Origin of the sequence: Novosphingobium sp. (assembly GCF_049240505.1) — a bacterium.
Classification (GTDB): Bacteria; Pseudomonadota; Alphaproteobacteria; order Sphingomonadales; family Sphingomonadaceae; genus Novosphingobium.
The window spans coordinates 1-21,343 of the sequence record NZ_JBMLSM010000237.1 but is presented as its reverse complement, the minus strand read 5'-3'; the positions used below and the strand labels follow the sequence as shown (position 1 = coordinate 21,343).

20 protein-coding genes are annotated in these 21,343 nt (G+C 63.6%); 11 read left to right on the top strand and 9 right to left on the bottom strand.

Going from position 1 to position 21,343, the window contains the following annotated elements; all coding sequences use genetic code 11:
* Nucleotides 1-14: 14 nt before the first annotated feature.
* From ACOVQ0_RS20085 to ACOVQ0_RS20075, 3 genes are read right to left on the bottom strand one after another with little or no spacing between them, the layout of a single operon-like run.
* Nucleotides 15-449: a DUF2497 domain-containing protein gene (locus ACOVQ0_RS20085; RefSeq protein WP_421888703.1), complete on the bottom strand. Its 435-nt coding sequence runs from the start codon at nt 447-449 to the stop codon at nt 15-17.
* 42 nt (nt 450-491) lie between these two features.
* A complete protein-coding gene (locus tag ACOVQ0_RS20080; protein ID WP_421888727.1) occupies nt 492-1,946 on the bottom strand; it encodes a TolC family outer membrane protein in 1,455 nt (484 codons plus the stop codon).
* 5 nt (nt 1,947-1,951) lie between these two features.
* Entirely contained in the window at nt 1,952-2,557 is a 606-nt protein-coding gene (locus ACOVQ0_RS20075) for a protein-L-isoaspartate O-methyltransferase family protein (RefSeq protein ID WP_421888701.1), read from the bottom strand.
* 156 nt (nt 2,558-2,713) lie between these two features.
* On the opposite strand from ACOVQ0_RS20075, the gene ACOVQ0_RS20070 reads away from it, so the two are divergent.
* From ACOVQ0_RS20070 to ACOVQ0_RS20060, 3 genes are all read left to right on the top strand, one after another.
* Nucleotides 2,714-4,237 (top strand): fumarate hydratase, encoded by a 1,524-nt coding sequence (locus ACOVQ0_RS20070; protein ID WP_421888699.1) that lies wholly within the window; start codon nt 2,714-2,716, stop codon nt 4,235-4,237.
* A 79-nt stretch (nt 4,238-4,316) separates the two neighbouring features.
* Nucleotides 4,317-6,260 (top strand): sensor histidine kinase, encoded by a 1,944-nt coding sequence (locus tag ACOVQ0_RS20065; RefSeq protein WP_421888697.1) that lies wholly within the window; start codon nt 4,317-4,319, stop codon nt 6,258-6,260.
* A gap of 10 nt (nt 6,261-6,270) precedes the next feature.
* Nucleotides 6,271-7,008: a LytR/AlgR family response regulator transcription factor gene (locus ACOVQ0_RS20060; RefSeq protein ID WP_421888695.1), complete on the top strand. Its 738-nt coding sequence runs from the start codon at nt 6,271-6,273 to the stop codon at nt 7,006-7,008.
* A 127-nt stretch (nt 7,009-7,135) separates the two neighbouring features.
* Here the strand turns inward: ACOVQ0_RS20060 and ACOVQ0_RS20055 are convergent, their stop codons facing one another.
* From ACOVQ0_RS20055 to ACOVQ0_RS20045, 3 genes are all read right to left on the bottom strand, one after another.
* Entirely contained in the window at nt 7,136-8,953 is a 1,818-nt protein-coding gene (locus ACOVQ0_RS20055) for an AMP-dependent synthetase/ligase (RefSeq protein WP_421888725.1), read from the bottom strand.
* A gap of 122 nt (nt 8,954-9,075) precedes the next feature.
* Nucleotides 9,076-10,845 carry a gamma-glutamyltransferase gene (gene ggt / locus ACOVQ0_RS20050; protein ID WP_421888693.1) on the bottom strand — a complete coding sequence of 590 codons (1,770 nt, stop codon included), beginning with the start codon at nt 10,843-10,845 and terminating at the stop codon, nt 9,076-9,078.
* A gap of 10 nt (nt 10,846-10,855) precedes the next feature.
* A complete protein-coding gene (locus ACOVQ0_RS20045; protein WP_421888723.1) occupies nt 10,856-11,905 on the bottom strand; it encodes a quinone-dependent dihydroorotate dehydrogenase in 1,050 nt (349 codons plus the stop codon).
* Between the two features lie 445 nt (nt 11,906-12,350).
* Between ACOVQ0_RS20045 and ACOVQ0_RS20040 the strand changes: the two genes are divergently transcribed.
* The 8 genes from ACOVQ0_RS20040 to ACOVQ0_RS20005 all read left to right on the top strand — a co-directional run bounded on the left by ACOVQ0_RS20040 (nt 12,351) and on the right by ACOVQ0_RS20005 (nt 18,567).
* Nucleotides 12,351-12,782 (top strand): SUF system Fe-S cluster assembly regulator, encoded by a 432-nt coding sequence (locus tag ACOVQ0_RS20040; RefSeq protein ID WP_421888691.1) that lies wholly within the window; start codon nt 12,351-12,353, stop codon nt 12,780-12,782.
* The gene (gene sufB, locus ACOVQ0_RS20035) at nt 12,779-14,260 is read left to right on the top strand and encodes a Fe-S cluster assembly protein SufB (RefSeq protein WP_421888689.1); all 1,482 of its coding nucleotides are present in this window, start codon (nt 12,779-12,781) and stop codon (nt 14,258-14,260) included. Before ACOVQ0_RS20040 ends, sufB begins: the two co-directional genes overlap by 4 nt.
* 139 nt (nt 14,261-14,399) lie before the next feature.
* A complete protein-coding gene (locus ACOVQ0_RS20030) occupies nt 14,400-14,921 on the top strand; it encodes an endonuclease domain-containing protein (protein WP_421888687.1) in 522 nt (173 codons plus the stop codon).
* A gap of 11 nt (nt 14,922-14,932) precedes the next feature.
* Nucleotides 14,933-15,676: a Fe-S cluster assembly ATPase SufC gene (sufC, locus tag ACOVQ0_RS20025; RefSeq protein WP_421888685.1), complete on the top strand. Its 744-nt coding sequence runs from the start codon at nt 14,933-14,935 to the stop codon at nt 15,674-15,676.
* Nucleotides 15,673-16,410: a SufD family Fe-S cluster assembly protein gene (locus ACOVQ0_RS20020; protein WP_421888683.1), complete on the top strand. Its 738-nt coding sequence runs from the start codon at nt 15,673-15,675 to the stop codon at nt 16,408-16,410. The genes sufC and ACOVQ0_RS20020 overlap by 4 nt, the downstream gene beginning before the upstream one ends.
* A 125-nt stretch (nt 16,411-16,535) precedes the next feature.
* The gene (locus ACOVQ0_RS20015; protein ID WP_421888721.1) at nt 16,536-17,702 is read left to right on the top strand and encodes a cysteine desulfurase; all 1,167 of its coding nucleotides are present in this window, start codon (nt 16,536-16,538) and stop codon (nt 17,700-17,702) included.
* Nucleotides 17,699-18,181: an SUF system Fe-S cluster assembly protein gene (locus ACOVQ0_RS20010; RefSeq protein WP_421888681.1), complete on the top strand. Its 483-nt coding sequence runs from the start codon at nt 17,699-17,701 to the stop codon at nt 18,179-18,181. Before ACOVQ0_RS20015 ends, ACOVQ0_RS20010 begins: the two co-directional genes overlap by 4 nt.
* A 23-nt stretch (nt 18,182-18,204) precedes the next feature.
* Complete coding sequence (locus tag ACOVQ0_RS20005; protein ID WP_421888679.1) at nt 18,205-18,567, top strand: HesB/IscA family protein; 363 nt, start codon at nt 18,205-18,207, stop codon at nt 18,565-18,567.
* Here ACOVQ0_RS20005 and ACOVQ0_RS20000 read toward each other — a convergent pair.
* The 3 genes from ACOVQ0_RS20000 to thrS form a co-directional block, all read right to left on the bottom strand.
* Nucleotides 18,564-19,505: a hypothetical protein gene (locus ACOVQ0_RS20000; RefSeq protein WP_421888677.1), complete on the bottom strand. Its 942-nt coding sequence runs from the start codon at nt 19,503-19,505 to the stop codon at nt 18,564-18,566. The genes ACOVQ0_RS20005 and ACOVQ0_RS20000 overlap by 4 nt on opposite strands.
* 51 nt (nt 19,506-19,556) lie before the next feature.
* A complete protein-coding gene (locus tag ACOVQ0_RS19995; RefSeq protein WP_421888675.1) occupies nt 19,557-20,303 on the bottom strand; it encodes a sulfite exporter TauE/SafE family protein in 747 nt (248 codons plus the stop codon).
* Between the two features lie 84 nt (nt 20,304-20,387).
* On the bottom strand, nt 20,388-21,343 hold a 956-nt coding region (gene thrS / locus ACOVQ0_RS19990), incomplete at its 5' end, for a threonine--tRNA ligase (RefSeq protein WP_421888673.1).

Here is a 21,343-nt window from a genome sequence, read left to right as displayed (position 1 = left end):
CGCAAACCGTAAAATCAGCCGCGTTTCCCCGCGATCCGGGCGATTTCGGCAGCCACCATCTTTTCGACCATTGCCGGCAGATTCTTGTCCAGCCACTCGGCCAGCATCGGCTTCAACAGGTCACGAACCAGACCTTCGAGCGAGGTTTCGCCCGAACGGACGATCTGCGGCGCAGCGCCGGGCTGGGCCAGCATGGAGAGCGCGGCCAGCGATTCGCGCATCGACGCTGCTGCGGCATCCGCGATCAACCCGCCCGTTGCAGCATCTTCCTCTTCTGCAGGTTCGGTCAGTTCGAGAACTTCGGCACGCGGGGGTGCGGCAACCACAGTTTCTGCGCGCACCGGTTCGGGACGGGCGCGGGCAAGCGAATCGGCGCGATTGTCGCGCGCGATCACTTTCTTGATCGATTCGAGAATTTCCTCGACGGACGGTTCACCGGCCTGACGCATCGAAACTTTGACCCCCAAAATGCCCCTGCGGCACCGATTCCCTTATGGACGCGGTGCAGGCGGGATTGTCGCATCCTGCGCAGGCGTGTCAACGGTGCGCGTGGAAACGGCCTTTGGATCGGGATCGCGGTCCCAGTCCCAGATGCGGTCTTTCACGCGATCATAATTGACCTGCGGATCGTAGAGCGCGCCGCCATCAAGCCCAAGGTCGCTGGCATCGGCCTTGCCCATCGCTGCCAGCAGGTTGAAACCCGCGACATAGGCATTGCGACGCGCGGCGACGAGTTGCACCTGCGCACGCAACAGTTCCTGTTCGGCATCAAGGATGTTGAGGATCGTGCGATTGCCCACAGTGTTTTCCGCACGCACGCCTTCCAGGCTCAGTGCAGCGGCATCCACCGCTGTCTGGTTCATCGTGATGATCTCGTTCGCACCCTGCCACGAGGCATAGGCCGAACGGACCGAGGCGATGACCTGCCGTTCAATGCCGATTTCCTGTTCCAGCGCGGCGGTTTCGCGCGCTTGGGCCTGCCGAGTCTGAGCGGCGGGGCCACCGCCCTGAAACAGCGGCACGGAAACATTCACGCCGGCCTGCGCCGTGGTCACGCCCTGGCGCAGCGACTGGCCGGTTGCCGGAAACGTACCCTGAAAGGCCTGATAGCTGCCCGTGGTGCTGAGAGAAACCGTGGGCTTCTTGGCCGCATCGGCAACTTTCACGTCGAACCCGGCGGCCTTACTGCGTTCGCGCGCGGCAATCAGATCAGGGTTGTTTTCCAGCGCAAAATCGACCGCGTCGTCTGCGGTGCCCGGCAAGCCCGGCAGGGGCGGCGGCGGTGCCAGATCGACCGGCACTTTGCCTACGACCTGAATGTAGCGTTCGCGGCTGGACATCAGGTTCACTTCGGCGGTGCGCTGATCGCCCCGCGCCAGTGCAAGGCGGGAGTTCGATTGCGCCACGTCGGTGCGGGTCACATCGCCGATCTCGAAACGATCGCTGGTTGCCGTTAGGTTGACCTGCAGCACTTCGACGTTGTTTCGGTTGAGGCCCACGATCGCGGAATCGCGGATCACGTCCATGTAGGCCGCGACAACTTCGCTGAACACGCCCGATTCGGTTGCGCGCAGATCTTCCTGCCCGGCTTCGACACGGGTCTTGGCTGCACGGATCGAATTCTTGACCGAACCGCCCGAATAGACCGGCACGCCAAGGTTCAGATCGACGTTGCCCGACCAGTCGGTGACAAGGAACGAGGTCGGGTTCGCCTTCAGGATGCGGGTGTAGTTGGCTTGCCCTGCAAGGCTTGGCAGCGCACGGGCGCGGGCGAGCGGCACACCTTCGTCAGTTGCGCGCTGCGTGGCGCGCGCGGCCTGCAATGTCGGGTTGGTGTTATAGGCGCTGGTCAGCGCCTCGCGCAGGTCGTCAGCCAGAGCGGGTGTGGCGGCCAGAGAGGCAGCGCTGGCCGCCAGCAGCAGGCGGAGCGCCTTGCGGTTCGCCATAAAGTTCAGAAGCTCCACGTCTTCGCGGCGGCGAATTCCGGCAGGATCGCAAAATCCGCCTCACCCAGCGGTGTGGCCACGACTTTGCCCAGCGCCTTGCGCGCGATGGCAAGGCGCGTAACGCCGCGATCGGCGATTCCGGTTACGATGCGGCCGTCATCCGCCAGCACTCCGGCCAGCGCTTCGGGCAGGACTTCCGCGGCGCCGTCGATCAGGATCAGCGAGAAGGGGCCGCCTTGCGCATTGGCCAGCGAATCGACGCAAGCGGCGCTTCCGGCAAGCTTGCCTGCCAGCGCAGCGAGATAGCCGTTGCCAGACAGCACCAGCACGGTGTCATCGGCAGTTACCGCTGCCGCTTCGAGCATCTGGCCATAAGTCAGCGCGGGCGAGAGCCACTTGCCTTCGCCCAGCGGTACAGCCCGATCGATATAGGCGAGCGCACGGCGTTCTGCAGGCACGAAATCTTCACGCGGGATCGATGCGAAGGCCGCAAGAATGCCGGGCGAATTGACGCCGCTTACGCGCAATTGGCTATCAATCATCGCGCGGCGCGCAATCTGCAGTTCGTCCGCTGCCGGGCGATCTTCAACCACGGTCATTGCAACCCTCATGTCCGAACGGGGGCATCGGTCAGCCCGTGCATCCCGCAATTGGTAACTCGCAAGTGCCTGTAGATTATCGACCTGCCGTTTCCAAGGGATTTGCATGTCGATTATCGAGGCGTAAGGGGCGTTCGCAGTTTCTCAGGCTTTGGAGGGAATCCACAGATGGCCGAAATGGTGACGATCAAGGAAGCGGACCTGATCGAGAGCGTGGCCGATGCGCTGCAATACATCAGCTATTTCCACCCGATGGACTATATCCGCGCGCTGGGCGAAGCCTACAAGGCGGAGCAGGGACCGGCCGCAAAGGACGCGATTGCGCAGATCCTCACCAACAGCCGGATGTGTGCCGAAGGCCATCGTCCCATCTGTCAGGACACCGGCATCGTCAACGTTTTCATCAAGTGGGGACAGGACTGCCGCCTCGAATCCGACCTTTCCCTGCAGGATGTGGTCGATGAAGGCGTGCGCCGCGCCTACAATCACCCCGACAACAAGCTCCGGGCTTCGGTTCTGGCCGACCCGGCCTTTACCCGCCGCAACACACGCGACAACACGCCCTGCGTGCTTCACGTCGAGATGGTGAAGGGCAACCGGATCGTCGTCGATGTTGCGGCCAAGGGCGGTGGCTCGGAAAACAAGTCCAAGTTCAAGATGATGAACCCCAGCGATTCGATTGCCGATTGGGTGATCGAGATGCTGCCGCAGATGGGTGCAGGCTGGTGCCCGCCGGGTATGCTGGGCATCGGCATCGGCGGCACGGCAGAGCATTGCGTGCTGCTGGCCAAGAAGGCGCTGATGGAGCCGATCGACATGGCGCAGTTGAAAGAGCGCGGGCCGCAAACGGATATCGAGCGTCTGCGCATCGAAATCTTCGACAAGGTGAATGCGCTTGGCATCGGTGCGCAGGGCCTTGGCGGTCTTTCGACCATTCTCGACGTGAAGATCATGGATGCGCCGTGCCATGCTGCGGGCAAGCCGGTGGCGATGATCCCCAACTGCGCCGCCACCCGCCACGCGCATTTCGTGCTCGATGGATCGGGACCGACCTATCTGGAACGTCCCAAGCTCGATGAATGGCCGCAAGTTCACTGGGCGCCCGATTCGGCTGCCAAGCGCGTCAACCTCGATACGTTGACGCAGGCAGAGGTCGAAGGCTGGAAAGCGGGCGATCGGCTGCTGCTCAATGGCAAGATGCTCACAGGTCGCGATGCCGCGCACAAGCGCATCAAGGACATGCTGGCCAAGGGCGAGGAACTGCCCGTCGATTTCAAGGGCCGCGTGATCTACTACGTCGGCCCGGTCGATCCGGTAGGCGCAGAAGTTGTCGGCCCCGCCGGTCCCACCACCGCCACGCGCATGGACAGCTTTTCCGACACCATGCTCGACCTCGGCCTGCTGGCCAGCGTGGGCAAGGCAGAGCGCGGCCCTGCGGCAACGCAATCCATCGCCAATCATAAGAGCGCCTATCTGATGGCGGTCGGCGGCGCGGCCTATTTGGTGGCGCGCGCGATCAAGGAAGCCAAGGTCGTCGGGTTCGGCGATCTGGGCATGGAAGCGATCTACGAATTCACCGTAGAGGACATGCCGGTGACCGTCGCCGTGGATAGCGCAGGCGAAAACGTCCACAAGACCGCGCCGCTGGTGTGGAAGAAGAAGATCGCGGAAGAGAAACTCCTCCCCGCGTAACCTTTCGCTTCGATGAACAGCACATGCCGCCCGACCACCGTTCTGGTGTGTCGGGCGGTTCGCGTTTAGGGTTCGGGCAATGACGTCGCCGCAAATCGATCCCGGAATTCCGCGCGTACCGGCCCGGCAGGTGATCCTGTCGGCTGCGGCGCTGTGGTTGTGCTATTTTCTGCTCATCACCGTGCGCGGGCTGGTGGTGGAACTGGGTGATTTCACCGATCTGCTGTGGCGGCGCGGGCTGGTTACGCTTGCTGGCATTATCGTGACCGTGGCGTGCTGGCCGCTGCTGCGCCGCTTCGATGCGCGTTCATTGGCAGTGCGTGTCGGTGCGGCGCTGGTCATCATGCTGCCCGCCGCGCTGGCACTGGCAGCGGTCAACCAGTGGGCTTTCGCTCCGGTTGAAAAGCGGATGCTTGAACGCCTGACGCACGATGAAGATGCCGCTCCTGATGCAGCGCCTGACAAGGTAACGGTCGAGGACGGCACCAAGAATCCCGCCGTGAAGATCCGCCGGGACATGGCCGGAAACGTGCTGGTCGATGTGCTGGATGAAGGAATCGTCGCCCCGGTCATTCCCGTCCCGCCAGAGCCGCCGGAACCTGCTCCGCGCGTCGTGCCCAGCCCACCGCCTGCGCCCAAAGTGTCGCCACCGCCAGAGCCGCTGCTCGACGAGGATGACATTGCCGAGATCGAGAAGCTGGCCGAGGCGCGCGCCACCAGCGCCCTGCGCATGGCCGGGATCGTGCGCAACGCCGATGGCAGCACCGTGATCAGCCAGCCCGGCGTGGTGATTCGCCAATATGCCGATGGTCGTTCGGAAGTGCGCATCGGCAACAAGGTCTATCGTGATGATGGCGACGGCGAACTGACAGCCCCGGACATGGCGATTCCCGCACCTCCTGCGCCGCCGCAGCCCGGTGCCAGCGCGGCCCCACCCGCTCCGCCCGCGCCTCCTGCGGCCATTCGCGAATCAGCCCGGCGCGAGGCTCAGGCGGCTTTGCGCCAGGCAGAAGCCGCGCGCCGTGCCGCGCTGGCGCAAGCCCGCGCCGAGGCGGAACGCGCGCGCGCAGAAGTGCGGCAAGCAAGACAGCGCGCCGCGCAACCTGCCCCAACGCCTGCGCCGTCAAAGGTCGCAACGCGGTCTGAAACCGCCACGCCAAAGAAGCCTGCAACTGCCCCGACAGCAAGCCCTTCGCCTTCCGAAGCGGCACCCCCGCAAGCCGCCGCTACCGAAGCCGCCACATCCACCAGCAAGGTCACGATCATTCGCCAGTTGGTGGAGAAGGAGGGCCTGTGGCGGCAGCTTACCGATGTTGCGCTGGGTCGTTACTTTCTGCTGATCGCCTGGGCTGCGCTCTATCTAGCGCTCGGCAATGGCGAACAGTTGCGCGCGGCGGAATACCGCGAAGGCGAATATCGCCGCGCGGCCAAGGCTGCCGAACTGCGGTCGTTGCGCTATCAGGTGAACCCGCATTTCCTGTTCAACACATTGAATTCCTTGTCCGCCTTGGTCATGGTCGGTCGTGCTGAACAGGCCGAGAAGATGATTCAGTCGATCTCCCGTTTCTATCGCCACAGCCTTGCCGGTGACCCGACCACCGACATGCCGCTGGAGGATGAGATCGCACTGCAACGACACTATCTGGAAATCGAGGCAGTGCGCTTTCCCGAACGTCTGCGCTGCGATTTCGATGTGCCGGACGATCTGATGAGCGCCTGCGTGCCTGGCATGATCCTGCAACCGCTGGTCGAAAACTCGATCAAGTACGGCGTATCCACCACAATTCGCCCGGTCACCATCCGCATTTCGGCGCGTGAGGCGGGTGGCTTCCTGATCCTCAGCGTTTCGGACGACGGGCCGGGTGAAGGGCTGGACAGCGGCAGCACCGGCATCGGTCTGGAGAACGTCAAGAGCCGCCTGATCGCCCGCTTCGGGGATGAGGCGAAGGTCGAAAGCGGCCCGCTGCCGGCGGGAGGCTATGCCACGGTGCTGACCATGCCGGTGGTTCGGAACGAATGTTGAGGGGGCGATAGTGCGCACGTTGATTGTCGACGATGAACCGCTGGCGGTAGAGCGGATGCAGATTCTCTGCGCTCGCATCCCGGCGTTGCAGGTGGTGGGCACGGCCAGCGATGGCGCGGCAGCGCTGCGCCTCATTTCCGCGCTGACGCCCGATCTCGTCCTGCTCGACATGACGATGCCCGAAGTGGATGGCCTGGGCGTTGCCCGCGCGCTGGCCGGGCAGGTCAACCGCCCGGCAGTGGTGTTCGTCACCGCGCACGACGATTTTGCGGTCGAAGCGTTCGATTGCGATGCCGTGGACTACGTGTTGAAGCCCGTGGCGCAGGACCGGTTGGAACGCGCGGTCGAACGCGCACAGGCCCGCCGCAGCGCCGCCGCTGCCGAAACGCCGCTTACCCCGGAAAAGCCCGAAAGCGAATGGATCGAAGAGTTCTGGGTGCCGCACCGCTCGGAACTTATCCGCGTTGGGGCGGGCGATCTTGAGCGCATCGATGCCGAACGCGATTACGTGCGGCTGCATGTCGGCAGCCGGTCCTACCTGATGCTTCACACCATCGCCGGGCTTGAGGCGCGGCTCGATCCCGAACGCTTCATCCGCCTCCACCGCTCGACGATCGTAAGGCGCGACCGCATCGCCGGGCTGAAGCACGATGGTCTTGGCGTATGGTCCGCCGAACTGGCGAATGGCTCGATGCAGCGCATCGGGCGCACCTATCTGGCGCGGGTCAAGGCGATGGCGGGAAGGTAGCCTTCCCCCTGCTACCCCTGCCCCTGGACCCGCTCAGCCTGAGCTTGTCGAAGGCCCCAGACGGCAGGCGCTGGGCTGGCATCCTTCGACAGGCTCAGGATGAGCGGGGGGGGGGGAAGAACTTATTTCAGCTCTTGTACAACGCATCCACCCGCGCGCCGTAGCGTTCCTTGATCTTGTGGCGCCGGATCTTCAGGCTCGGTGTCATTTCCTCGTTGTCGATGCTGAACGCCTCGTCCGCAAAAGCGAACTGGCGGACCTTTTCGATCACCGACAGGTCCTTGTTTACGCGATCCACTGCGGTGCGCACGGCGTTGCGGAAGGCGGGCAGGTCTTGCAGCGCCTTGAAATCGAACGTCTCGCCTTGCGCGCGCGCCCATTCCAGCGCCCATTCGGGATCAGGCACGATCAGGCCGACGATATAGGGCCGCTTGTCCCCGCTCACCATCGCCTGAGCGATCTCGGGTTGCAGCGTCAACATCCCCTCGATCTTCTGCGGAGATACGTTGTCGCCCTTGTCGTTGACGATCATGTCCTTCTTGCGATCGGTGATGACGATGCGGCCCCGGTCATCCACATGTCCGATATCGCCGGTGTGCAGCCAGCCCGCGTTTGGCCCTTCTCTGGGAATGGCGCGGGCGGTTTCGGCCTCGTTCTGCCAATAGCCGTGCATCACCAGTTCCCCTTGCACAAGGATTTCGCCATCCTCGGCAATCTTCACATTCACGCCTTTCATCGGCGGGCCGACCGTATCCATCTTCAGTCCGGCCTTGGGGCGATTGCACGATATCACCGGCCCCGCTTCGGTCTGGCCATAACCTTGCAGCATGGTCAGCCCCATCGCGTCGAAAAACACGCCGACATCGGGATTGAGCGGCGCGCCGCCTGACACCATCGCTTTCATCCGCCCGCCAAAGCGCGCCTTGATCTTTGGCCGCAGCGTGCGATCAAGAATCAGGCTCATCGGCAGATCGATGATGCGGCCCTTGCCCGCCGCCTTGCGCCCGCCGATGCCCAGCGCGCGATCCATCAGGTAGTTGGCAACCTTGCCCTGCTTTTCCACCTGCTTCATGATGCGCGTGCGCAGCACTTCGAACAGGCGCGGGACGACGACCATCAGCGTCGGGCGCACTTCCTCGATGTTCGAGGCGAGCTTTTCGAGGCCCTCCGAGTAGTAGATCTGCGCGCCCATGCCGATGGGCAGATATTGCCCGCCGGTATGTTCATAAGCGTGGCTGAGCGGCAGGAAAGAGAGGAACACTTCCTCATCCCACCCGAAATCCTCGGCAAGGATAAACGCCGCGCCTTCAACGTTGCACAGGATCGATCCGTGGTGCAGCCGCACGCCACGCGGGCTGCCGCCGGTGCCGCTGGTGTAGATCAGGCAGGCAAGGTCTTTGCGCCCCACGCCCGCCATGCGCGCATCCACTGCCCGTCGCGCCGCTGCGCCATCGCCTGCCGTCATTACGCTCCAGTCGTGGAACGAAAGCTTGCCCGCCTGCATCTGGCGCAGCGGCTCCATGCCGATCACATGTTCCACCCCCGGAGCGGAAAGCGCGGCGGGCAGCAACGGTTGTGACAGCTTCGAGGTCGACACGATCACAGCCCGCGCGCCTGAATTTTCCAGAATGTGCAGGTGGTCGCGTTCGGTATTGGTGATGTAGGTGGGCACCGTGACCAGCCCCGCTGCCATGATCGCGTGGTCGGCAATGCACCATTCCGGCCGGTTTTCCGAAACCAGCGCCACCCGATCTCCGGGGTTCAGGCCAAGCCCGCGCAAGGCTTCGGCCAGTACGCAAACCTGCCGCGCCGCTTCCGCCCAGCTTATTGATTGCCAGCTTCCGCCTTTCTTGGCCCACAGGAACGGGCTGTCGCCGCGCTGCTCGGCACGATCAAGGAACATCGCAACAAGATTGGGAAAGCCTGCGAAGTCTGAAAGCTGCACGTCTGGTTCCTCGGCCCAATAGCTTGTCGAACGGTCGTGGATGACCGTTCGCGTTGGTTTCATCGGAACCTAGTGCCGCACTGCCCTTACGGCAACCGGTGTTGCGTGATGTCAGGTCCGCGTCAGGGCGCGACTGCCGCCCCTTCGCTTCGCGGATCGGCAGCGCCGCGCCACACCCATTTCCCGCCCACAGACACCCGCTCGATCGCATTGGCCTTGAACGATGGCCCTCGCGCTGAAATCTGCGCATGGCCCAGCGCCTGCAGCGCCGGGATCATGCCTTCCAGACTGGTGCCCTTTTCCACGAAGACCGCACTGCCGCCCGGCGCGTAGATCACCGGCAGGGCAATCGCATCGCGCGCCGACAGGTTCCAGTCCAGCACGCCGATGATCGCTTTGGCCACTTGCGCGGGGATCGTCGTGCCGCCCGCCGCGCCTACGGCAAGCCGCAGGGTGCCATCAGGACCATAGACCAGCGTCGGCGCCATTGAACTGCGCGGGCGCTTGCCGCCTTCCACGCGGTTGGCGGTGGGCTTGCCGTCCTTGTCGGGCACGATGTTGAAATCGGTCAATTCGTTGTTGAGATAGTATCCGCCCACCATCAGGCCCGATCCGAACGGCCCTTCGATGGTCGAGGTATAGCTGGTGGAATTGCCCCAGCGGTCCACCGTCACGAAATGGGTGGTGCCGTGCTCTTCCTGCGGCAAGGCCCGCGCGAACGCCAGTTTCGCACCCGCAGGTTTGCCCGGCATCGCGCTGACCATCGTTGCACTGTCGGATATCAGGGCAGACCGCCCGGAGATATAGGCCGGGTCCATCAGCCCGGCCAGCGGCACGGGCACAAAATCGCTATCGGCCAGATATTGCTCGCGGTCAGCATAGGCCAGTCGCTGCGATTCGGCGATCAGGTGCCACGCTACAGGACTGGCAGGGCCAAGCGCTTTCATGTCGAAGCGCTCAAGCTGCTTCAGGATCGTGAAAACGGTGGTTCCGCCGGAACTGGGCGGCCCCATCCCGCACACGCGATACTGGCGATACTGGCCGCACACCGCATCGCGCTTCACGGCCTTGTAGGCGGCAAGATCGGCGGTGGTCAGCGGGGATGGGTTGCGCGGGGATGTGCCAACCTTGCTGGCCAGCAGCACCGCATTGTCACCGGTGTAGAAGCTGTCCGCCCCACGCGCGGCGATGCTTTCCAGCGTGGCGGCCAGCGCTGGATTGCGCACGATTGTGCCCACCGGCAGCGGCTCTCCGGCTGCGTCATAGAACAGCGCGCGTGCTGCGGGGTCGAATGCGCCGGTGCGGTTGGCTGCTGCCAGCATCGATCGCAGGCGCGGCGTGATTTCGAAGCCATCGCGCGCAAGTTTGATCGCGGGTTGGAACAGCGTGCGCCACGCGATCCGGCCCTTTTCGTTGTGCGCCATCGCCGCCAGTCGCAGGTTGCCTGGCACGCCAACGCTGCGCCCGCCGATCACGGAATCGGGCCATACCAGAGGCTTGCCATCGACATAGAACCACTGCGGTGTCGCTGCCTTGGGTGCAGTTTCGCGTCCGTCGATCGTTTCGACCGTGCCCGCTGCGTCACCCAGCACAAGGAAGCCGCCCCCGCCGATGCCCGAGCTTTGCGGTTCCACCACGGTCAGCGCCAGCATCGTGGCAATAGCCGCGTCCGTCGCGCTGCCGCCAAGCCGGAGCATCTGCACCCCGGCTTCGGCCGCGCGGGCATCGGCTGCGGAAACAAGGCCCGGCCCATCTACGGAAACACCGTCTGCCGCCGATGTAACGGGGGCTGGATTGGGGGGAGCCACCGAAGCGCCCGGCGGTGGCACGCAGGCCCCGGCAAGCAGGACGGCGGAAATCGGCAGGAAGCGAAACTGGCGCAATATGGTCATGCGCCCAAGGCTATTCGCTGCCAACCGCCTCGGCAATGGAGGTCATGCCCGCTTCGCGCACCTTTTTTTCAAGCCCCGCCACGATCCGGCCCGCCAAACCCGGCCCTTCATAGACCATTGCGCTGTAAATCTGGATCAGGCTCGCTCCTGCACGGATGCGTGCCCAGGCGTCTTCCACCGTGGCGATGCCGCCCACGCCGATCAGCGGGATCGCCCCGCCGCTGGCCTTGCGAAAATCGCGCAAGCGCTGCAGCGCCAGTTCGCGCAAAGGTTCGCCCGACAGGCCGCCTGCCTCGGCGGCATGGCGCGATTTCAGTCCCGGTCGCGTGATCGTGGTGTTCGATATGATCAGCGCTGCAAGCTGCTTTTCCAGCGCGATGCGGCAAATGCTGTCGATGTCAGAAGGTTCAAGATCTGGCGCGAGTTTGAGGAAGATCGGCACGTTGATGTTGCCGCGCGCCTCGATCACCGCATCCAGCAGCGCCGAAAGCGCACCTTCATCCTGCAAGGCCCGCAAGCCCGGCGTGTTTGGCGAAGAGATATTGACTGTAAGGTACGATGCCAGCGGGGCCATCATCCGGGTCATCTGCGCATAGTCGGCAATACGATCGACCGAATCCTTGTTCGCGCCGATATTCACGCCCACGATCCCCGGCAGACCGTGCAGACCGGTTTCGCGTCGCCGCACCAGCCTGTTCGCCACCGCCTGAGCGCCTTCGTTGTTGAAGCCCATGCGGTTGATCACCGCGCGGTCTTCAACCAGCCGGAACAGACGCGGCTTCGGATTGCCCTCCTGCGGTAGCGGGGTGACCGTGCCCACTTCGACAAAGCCGTAACCAAGGCCCAGCATAGCATCGGGCACTTCGGCGTTCTTGTCGAAACCCGGTGCCATGCCAACCGGGTTGGGAAACGCGATTCCAGCAACACGCTGCGAAAGAGCAGGGGTCGGCGCTTTGGGGCCGCCGGGCTGGTTCAACGACAAAGCCTTGATCGTCAGACGGTGGGCAGGCTCTGCAGGGATGCGGAAAATGAACGGGCGCAGCAGCGAATAAGGCGTCACGGGCGAAAGGTTCCGGTTCTGCGAACGGATAGGATCGAATCGAGGCCAGTCCAGCCTGCGATCGGTGATCGTCGGCGTACCTCGTGTGGCATCTTTGCGACGATAATGGCGCGCGGCCAAGTTCGAATCTGTCGGATATGACGGCTTTTGTAATTGAATGATCGACGAATGTTGCCCGAATGCCACCGAAATTGTCGAATCCATACAATTCATCATCAGGGCTTCTGCCTAGGAAGGCTGTGCGACCCGAAGGGCTCGGTGCAGCGATGTGCTGGGTTCTCGACTTTGAAGGCGGCCGATGATCCCTTGTGGAGCGCGGCCGCCCTTTTTTTGGCCAGTTGCCACGCCCGTCAGGTGCGGATGCCTTGCACCATGCGGTAACCGCGCCTAGGTAACCGGAACGATTCGGTCTGATTTGCAGATCGTCATTCCGGGACACCCGCCGATGCGCCTTTCCAGCATGGCCGACTACGCCGTCGTCACGATGAGCGCCGCCGCACGGCACTGTGGCGGAGAGCGCGTGTCGGCGCAGCAACTGGCGGATGAAACCGGCCTTCCCGCGCCCACCGTGCAGAAACTGGTCAGCAAACTGTCGGCTGCCGGGTTGCTCAAATCGGCGCGCGGCGCGCACGGCGGGCTGAAGCTCGCACGCCCGGCTGCCGCCATCACGCTGGCCGATATCGTCGAAGCTGTCGAAGGCCCCATTGCGCTCACGCCTTGCAGCGAGCATGGGCGCCACGATTGCACGCTTGAATCTGCGTGCACCGTCCGTCCGCACTGGCCTGCTGTCGATGCCGCGCTTCGCGGTGCCCTCGCAGGTATCCCGCTTACCCAATTGTCCCGTCCTGCCGCTTTGGCGACGGAGGTTATGGCATGACCGAGAACGTAGACGTAAAAGATCAGGCAGCGCGTGATGCGGCAGCAAAAGTTGCTGAATACGAACACGGCTGGGTTGCCGATATCGAGCAGGAGTACGGGCCGAAGGGCCTGTCCGAAGATACCGTCCGCTTCATCTCGGCCAAGAAGGACGAGCCGGAGTGGATGCTCGAATGGCGTCTGAAGGCCTATCGCCACTGGCTGACCATGCCCACGCCCGAATGGGCCAAGCTGAACATCCCGCCGATCGATTATCAGGAGGCCTATTACTGGGCCGCGCCCAAGGCCAAGCCCAAGCTCGGCAGCCTTGATGAAGTCGATCCCGAAATCCTGCGCGTCTACGAAAAGCTCGGCATTCCGCTGGAAGAGCAGAAAGTGCTCGCAGGCGTTGAAGGCGCGCGCAAGGTTGCGGTCGATGCCGTGTTCGACAGCGTTTCCGTGGCCACCACGTTCCGCAAGGAACTGGAAGCCGCAGGCGTGATCTTCCGCTCGATTTCCGAAGCGATCCGCGAATACCCCGATCTCGTCAAGAAGTGGCTGGGCAAGGTCGTGCCCATGCACGACAACTACTTTGCGGCGCTGAATTGCGCGGTCTTTTCAGATGGCACCTTCGTCTACATTCCCGAAGGCGTGCGCTGCCCGATGGAACTGTCCACCTATTTCCGCATCAACGCGGAAAACACCGGACAGTTCGAACGCACGCTGATCGTGGCCGACAAGGGGGCCTACGTCTCCTACCTCGAAGGCTGCACCGCGCCGCAGCGCGATGAAAACCAGCTTCACGCCGCTGTGGTGGAACTGGTTGCGCTCGACGATGCCGAGATCAAGTACTCCACTGTCCAGAACTGGTATCCCGGCAACGCCGAGGGGCTTGGCGGCATCTACAACTTCGTTACCAAGCGTGCCCTGTGTCAGGGCGCGCGCAGCAAGGTTTCGTGGACGCAGGTGGAAACCGGATCCGCGATCACCTGGAAGTACCCGTCCTGCGTGCTGAACGGCGAAGATTCGGTGGGCGAGTTCTACTCGGTCGCCGTCACCAACAACTACCAGCAGGCCGATACCGGCACCAAGATGATCCACAACGGCAAGGGGTCGCGCTCGACCATCGTGTCGAAGGGGATCAGCGCGGGCAAGAGCAACAACACCTATCGCGGCCTCGTCCGCGTCGCTCCGCAGGCCGAAGGCGTGCGCAACTTCACCCAGTGCGACAGCCTGCTGCTGGGCGCAGACTGCGGCGCGCACACCGTGCCCTACATCGAAGTGCGCAATCCCAGCGCCACGATCGAACACGAAGCTACCACCAGCAAGATCAGCGACGATCAGCTTTATTACGCAATGCAGCGCGGCCTCGATCAGGAAAGCGCCGTCGCGCTGATCGTCAACGGATTCGCCCGCGAAGTGCTGCAGCAATTGCCGATGGAATTTGCGGTCGAGGCGCAGAAGCTGCTCGGCATCAGTCTTGAAGGGAGCGTGGGGTGATGGCTCCACTTCTCCACAACCGTCACCCTGAACTTGTTTCAGGGTCCATCTCTCATCCTGCACCGTCCGTTCCGGTCGCAAAATGGATGCTGAAACAAGTTCAGCATGACGAATGTATTTTTGCACTGGGCTTGCCACAATGAAAAAGACCCTCACCATCCGCCCGGCCAGCGAGCGTACCGAGGCGCCGAATATCCAGAAGAAGGGGCGCGGCTGGGCCATTTCCGGCTCGCGGCTCGATGCCATTCACGATACCGCGCGTGAAATGCGCCGCGATCCTGACGCTGCGCACACAGCGCTGGCCGATGAATTGGCCAAGGAAGACCTCGGCAAGTACAAGTTCAAGCGCTTTGCCGTGATCGGTTCGGCCATCGTTGATTTCGCCTGCCAGCCGCTCAAGCTGGTCGTCGCGCTCAACCGCGATGACAACCCGGATATCGAACGCCGCCGCGATGCCAGCCTCGCCGCCGTGGGCCTCAAGGTCATCCGTTACGATGCTGCAGACGTCGCCGCCGATCCCGAAGGCGCGGCCCGCGCGGTCCTTGCTGCGATGAAGGCCCGCTACGAAGAACTGCGCGCCGTATCGCGCCCGCAACGCCCATCCTATTCGCGCTCCGGCGCTCGCCCGCAGCGCACCTCTTCCCCCCGCGGACGCGGCTGAAAGAAACGAAGATGCTCAAGATCGAAAACCTTCAGGCCACCGTTGCCGACAAGCCGATCCTAAAGGGTCTGTCGCTCACCATCAACGCGGGCGAGATCCACGCGATCATGGGGCCGAATGGCGCGGGCAAATCCACGCTCGGCTACACGCTCGGCGGGCGTCCCGGTTATGAAGTGACCGGCGGCACGGCCACATTGGATGGCACGGACCTGTTCGAACTCGAACCGCATGAACGCGCCGCCGCTGGCCTGTTTCTCGGCTTCCAGTACCCGGTCGAAATTCCCGGCGTGTCTTTCGTGCAGTTCCTGCGCGAATCCGCCAATGCGCAGCGCAAGGCTCGTGGTGAAGCCCCGCTTTCGGGTGGTGAATTCCTCAAGCTGGCCAAGGAAAAGGCCGCCCTGCTGCGCATGGACATGGACATGTTGAAGCGCCCCGTGAACGTCGGCTTTTCGGGCGGCGAAAAGAAGCGCGCCGAAATGGTCCAGATGGGCATTCTCGATCCCAAGATCGCCATTCTGGACGAGACGGACTCCGGCCTCGACATCGACGCGCTGCGCATCTGCGGCGAAGGCATCAACGCGATTATGCGGAAAGCCGATAAGGCCGTGCTGCTGATCACCCATTATCAGCGCCTGCTCGATTACGTGAAGCCGGATTTCGTCCACGTCCTTGCCGGTGGGCGCATCGTGCGCACGGGCGGGCCGGAACTCGCGCTCGAACTCGAAGAGCAGGGCTACGAGGCCGTCGCGGCATGAGCGAGGCGCTTGCCCTGCCAACCCGCAGCGAGGAGGCCTATCGTTATGCCGATCTTGCCGCGCTGCAAACGCTCTGGCCGCTGCCGGTGCAGGAAATCCGCATCGCCGCCGGTGAACGGGGCGCAAGCGCCGTCGTGCTTGATGGTGCCAACGATGCAGCGCAGGACATTGCGATCACGCTGGAAGATGGTGCGGAATACGATCTTCGCCTGCTGAACGCGGGGTCCGCCTATGGCCGCATCGCGGTAAAGGTCACGCTGGGCAAGGGCGCGAATTTTCATCTTGGCGCGGCGCAGATCGCAGGTGGTGATCAGACGGTCGAGATTGTCACCGAAGTCGTCCATGCCGATCCTGACGCGGTTTCCAGCCAGGTCGTGCGCTCGGTGCTGGGCGGCAAGGCCACGGGCACCTATCTTGGCCGCGTCGTGGTAGCGCGCGGATCGATTGGTACCGATGGCTCGCAATCGATCCGCGCCATGCTGCTCGATCGTACCGCCACCGCCAATGCCCGCCCCGAACTGGAAATCTATGCCGACGATGTGAAGTGCGCGCACGGCTGCGCCGTGGGCGAACTCGATGCGCAGGGCCTGTTCTATCTGGCACAGCGCGGTCTGCCGCCAGCCCTCGCCAAGAAGCTGATGCTGCAAGCCTTCATCGCGGAAGCTTTCGTGGGGGCCGCCGATGAGGAAGCCTTGACCGAGGCTGCGCTCAAGGCACTGGAGGCCGTGTTGTGACGGATCAAACCCAACTGCGTCCCCGCGAAGGCGGGGACCTCGGTGTTGATACGGAACCCCAGCGTAAACCGACTGAGGCCCCCGCTTTCGCGGGGGAGCAGGGTTCAGTAACTTGGCCCGGCCTCATCAACCCTGACGGCACCCGCTGGCACTACCTCGATACCGCAGCCACCGCGCAGAAGCCGCAAGTGGTGATCGATGCCATCACGCGCGCGCTCGGCAGCGATTACGCCACCGTCCATCGCGGCGTCTATGCCCGCTCGGCCGACATGACGCTGGCCTTCGAAGCCGCGCGCCGCAAGGTGGCAGGTCTGATCGGCGGCGAAGAAAGCGAATTGGTCTTCACGCGCGGCGCGACCGAGGCGATCAACCTTGTTGCGCAGACGTGGGGACAGCAGAATCTCAAGGTCGGCGACCGCATCCTGATCTCCACGCTTGAGCACCACGCCAACATCGTGCCCTGGCAGATGCTTCGGGACCGGACCGGCGTGGCCATCGACGTGTGCCCGCTCACCGAAGACGGGTTGATCGACCTTGACGCGGCAGAGCGGATGCTCACGCCTGCGCACAAGCTGGTCGCCTTCGCGCATGTGTCCAACGTCCTCGGCTCTGTGCTCGACGCCCCCCGCGCGGTCGCGCTCGCGCACAATGTCGGCGCAAAGATCCTGCTCGACGGCTGCCAGTCGGTTGCTCGCCTCTCCGTCGATGTGAAGGCGCTGGACGCCGATTTCTACGTCTTCTCCGCCCACAAGCTCTATGGTCCCACCGGCATCGGTGCGCTCTGGGCGAAGGCTGAAATTCTCGATGCCATGCCGCCGTGGCAGGGCGGCGGTGCGATGATCGACAAGGTGACGTTCGAGGTCACCACATATGCCCCCGCGCCGCAGCGGTTCGAAGCCGGCACGCCCGCTATCGTCGAAGCCATCGGCTTTGGCGCGGCGGTGGATTTCGTGGCCGCTCAGGGCCTCGCCAGCATCCACGCCCACGAATGTGCGCTCGTTGTCAAGGCACGCGAAGCGCTGGGCCGGATGAACTCGGTCAAGCTGTTCGGCCCGGCGGAAAGCGCAGGCATCCTCAGCTTTGCGCTCGAAGGCGTGCACCCGCACGATCTGGGCACGATCCTTGACGAAGAAGGCGTTGCCATCCGTGCAGGCCACCACTGCGCCCAACCGCTGATGGCACACCTCGGCGTGCCCGCCACCGCGCGCGCCAGCTTCGGCATCTACAGCGATGAAAGCGATATCGCCGCGCTCGTGCGCGGGATCGAAAGGACCATGAGGATTTTCGGATGAGCGAGAACGATCCCAAGTTCGCAGTCGAGGAAGTGGACGCCGTGTCTTCCCCCAAGCGCGCTTTCGTCGAAGACGCGCCCGAAGAGACGGCGGCACAGAAGCTCGATCGCAAGCGCGATTATCTGGAAGGTTTCCTGGCCGCCAAGCCCGAAGGCGTCACCCCCGGCGAACCCGGTGGCGATATCTATGATGGGGTTGTCAATGCGCTGAAGGAAATCTTCGACCCCGAGATTCCCGTCAACATCTATGATCTGGGCCTGATCTATGGCGTAGACGTTTCGGACGATGCCCACGTCATGGTCACCATGACGCTGACCACGCCGCATTGCCCGGTGGCTGAATCGATGCCCGGAGAGGTCGAACTGCGCGTCTCCGCCGTGCCCGGCGTGCGCGATGCCGAAGTGAACCTCGTCTGGGATCCGCCGTGGGATCCGCAAAAGATGAGCGATGAAGCCAAGCTAGAACTGGGAATGCTCTGAAAGCTCCCCATATAGGTGAAGCCATGACCACCGAAGTCAAAACCCGCCGCCCGCCCCCCGCTGCCGTGATCCTCACGGCCAGCGCCGAAGCGCGTGTGGCGCATCTGATGGACACGGCTCCCGAAGGCGCCATCGGCGTGAAGCTCTCCACCCCGCGCCGGGGCTGCTCGGGCCTTGCCTACTCGGTCGATTACGTGACCGAAGCCAACCCGCTGGACGAAAAGATCGAAACGCCCGGCGGCCTGTTCTTCATAGACAGCGCATCGGTGCTCTACCTGATCGGCAGCACGATGGACTGGCAGGAAGATGATTTCACCGCCGGTTTCGTATTCCAGAACCCCAACGCCAAGGGCGCCTGCGGCTGCGGTGAGAGCTTTACGGTTTAAGCGTCGGCCAGAAAGGTCAGCAGCGCCTGCTCAAGCGGGTCGCTCTGCCCATCGGCATCGATCCGCGCCTGCAACCACAGGTTCTCCCCATCGGTCACCGCATGATCGCGCCCGGCTTCACCGGCAATGTCCCGCCCCGGTTGCTTGCGACCGAAGCCCACGTCTCGCAGCGCCTGCACAAAGCTCGTGGCATTGGTCTTCGCCATGCGCCCGAAGAAGCGGCCCAGATGGCTGCTGCGGTCGTTCATGAACGCTTCCAGTTCACCCGCACGTTCGCGCTTCAGGCCCTTGGCTCCGTTCCAGCCCTGCAGGTAATTGCCCACGCCCTGCACGAACAGGCGCTCCCACGCCGGGGCATTGTCCGCGCCCAGCGTGGCGTCTTTCAGCCGGAACAGCATTTCCGCTTCCCGCTGGCTCACGCCTGCCGGACGGTCACCACCCGAAGCGAAGATCGCGCGGCGAATCAGCGTGCATTCTGCGGCCGAGATCACGCCCGCCTGCAATTCTCCGCCGCAGCGCGTCGGCCCTTCGCCGGTCAGCACTTCGCGCTCAATCTGCTGCAGCACGAACAGACGCAAGCCGTCAGGTGCCGAGAGCGCCTTTTCCAGCACGCGCACCATCAGTTCCATCTCGGTCAGGCTGCCGACCTTGCCGTCGTGCGAAACGCGCTCCGTCAGCCAGCGCGCGTTCTCTTCGGAGACATGGCCGCGCGGTTCGGTGCCGTTCACCACGAATTCCACCAGCGCTTCCACAAAGAAGTCCGACCATTCGCGCGTCGGCTCGGCAATCTGGTCGTTGAGGATGAAGATCGCCTCGGCCTCTTCGGGATCGATCTTGCCATCGGGCCACGCAGCACGACGCAGCGCCAGAATTTCCTGTGCGGAGATCGCGCTGTCCTCGGCGGCCTGTGCGGCCAGAGCGCGGAAATGCAAGGTCATGCGTATCGGTCCCCCAAGCGTCCAATCGAACGCTGAAATAGGGGAAATCGCTTAATTTGCCGTTATCAGCCGCATCATCGCCATCAACGCCGACATCGCCAGCAGAAACCCCACAAACCCCCGCCACGCCGCATCGCTCACTTTGCCGAATGCCTTGGCCCCGAGATGATTGCCCGCCAGCACCGGCACGAACAGCAACGCTGCAAACAGCGCATCGCGCCACGAAGCCAGTCCCAGCGCCAAGGCCGCCACCGTGCTGGCAACAGAGGTCAGCAGAAAAACGGTCAGCATTGATGCCCGCGCCACTTCGCGCGGGATCGGGCGGCGCAGATAATATGGCACCACCGGCGGCCCCGGCATTCCCGCAAAGCCCGTCAACAGCCCAGCCGCCGCACCGGTAAATCCCGTCTCGACCCGGCCCGGCGCGTGTCCGGGCTTTGCGGGCAACAGCACCAGCACGAAAGCCGCAATTGCCACCACCGCGATCAGCACCCGCGCCAACCCCGGCGGCGTGGCGAACAGCACCAGCAGCCCCACCGGCGTCAGCAGCATGGCCACGCCGCCAATCACGCCCGCGCTTGTTTCGCCCGCGTTCCACACCTTGCGCGCGCCGACCAGCCCGATCAGCAGCCCCAGCATGTTCGAGACGACCACCGCCTCACCCGGAGAGATCACCAGCCCGATCAGCGGCACCAGCAGGATTGCCATGCCAAACCCCGCCAGCCCGCGTACAAAGGCGGCAACGAAGGCCGCCAAGGCGCACAGGGCAATGGAAAGGAGCGGCAGGCCGAGCAGCATCAAGCGTCCTTGGACAGGCTCAGCATGAGCGGTTCTGGATCATACGATCCCACTAGATCCGCTCATGCTGAGCTTGTCGAAGCATCACCGCAGATCCGGCGAAGCCAGATCAGGAGCTTGGGCCTCACCCCGCAACAAGGCAATCGCCTCGTCCAGCGGCATGACCTTCTGGTGCTGCTCGCCCAGAATGCGGATCGCCACGGTGCCTTCCTCGGCCTCGCGCTTGCCCACCACCAGCAGATAGGGGACTTTCTGCAACGAATGTTCGCGCACCTTGTAGTTGATCTTCTCGTTGCGCAGGTCGCTGTCGGCGCGGATGCCCGCCGCCTTCAGCTTGGCCAGTGCCTCGGTCGCATAATCATCCGCATCCGAAACGATGGTCGCCACCACTGCCTGAACCGGGGCGAGCCACACCGGAAGACGCCCGGCAAAATGCTCGATCAGGATGCCGATGAAGCGTTCATAGGAACCGAAGATCGCGCGGTGCAGCATGACCGGGCGGTGCTTGTCGCCGTCCTCGCCCACATAGCTTGCATCAAGCCGGTCGGGCAGCACGCGGTCAGACTGGATCGTGCCCACCTGCCAGGTGCGGCCAATCGCGTCGGTCAGGTGCCATTCCAGCTTGGGCGCATAGAACGCGCCTTCGCCGGGCAGTTCTTCCCAGCCGTATTCCTCGGTCGCAAGGCCAGCGCGCACCACGGCGGCGCGCAGTTCGGCTTCGGCCTTGTCCCACATTTCTTCGGTGCCGAACCGCTTTTCAGGGCGCAGCGCCAGCTTGATCGAATAGGTAAAGCCGAAGTGCTTGTACACGCGATCGGCCAGTTCGCAGAAGGCCTGCACTTCATCCACGATCTGGTCTTCGCGGCAGAAGATATGCGCATCGTCCTGCGTGAACTGGCGCACGCGCATCAGCCCGTGCAGCGCGCCGTGCGGTTCGTTGCGGTGGCAGCAGCCGTTTTCATACAGGCGCATCGGCAGGTCGCGATAGGACTTGATGCCCTGCCGGAAGATCAGCACGTGCGCCGGGCAGTTCATCGGCT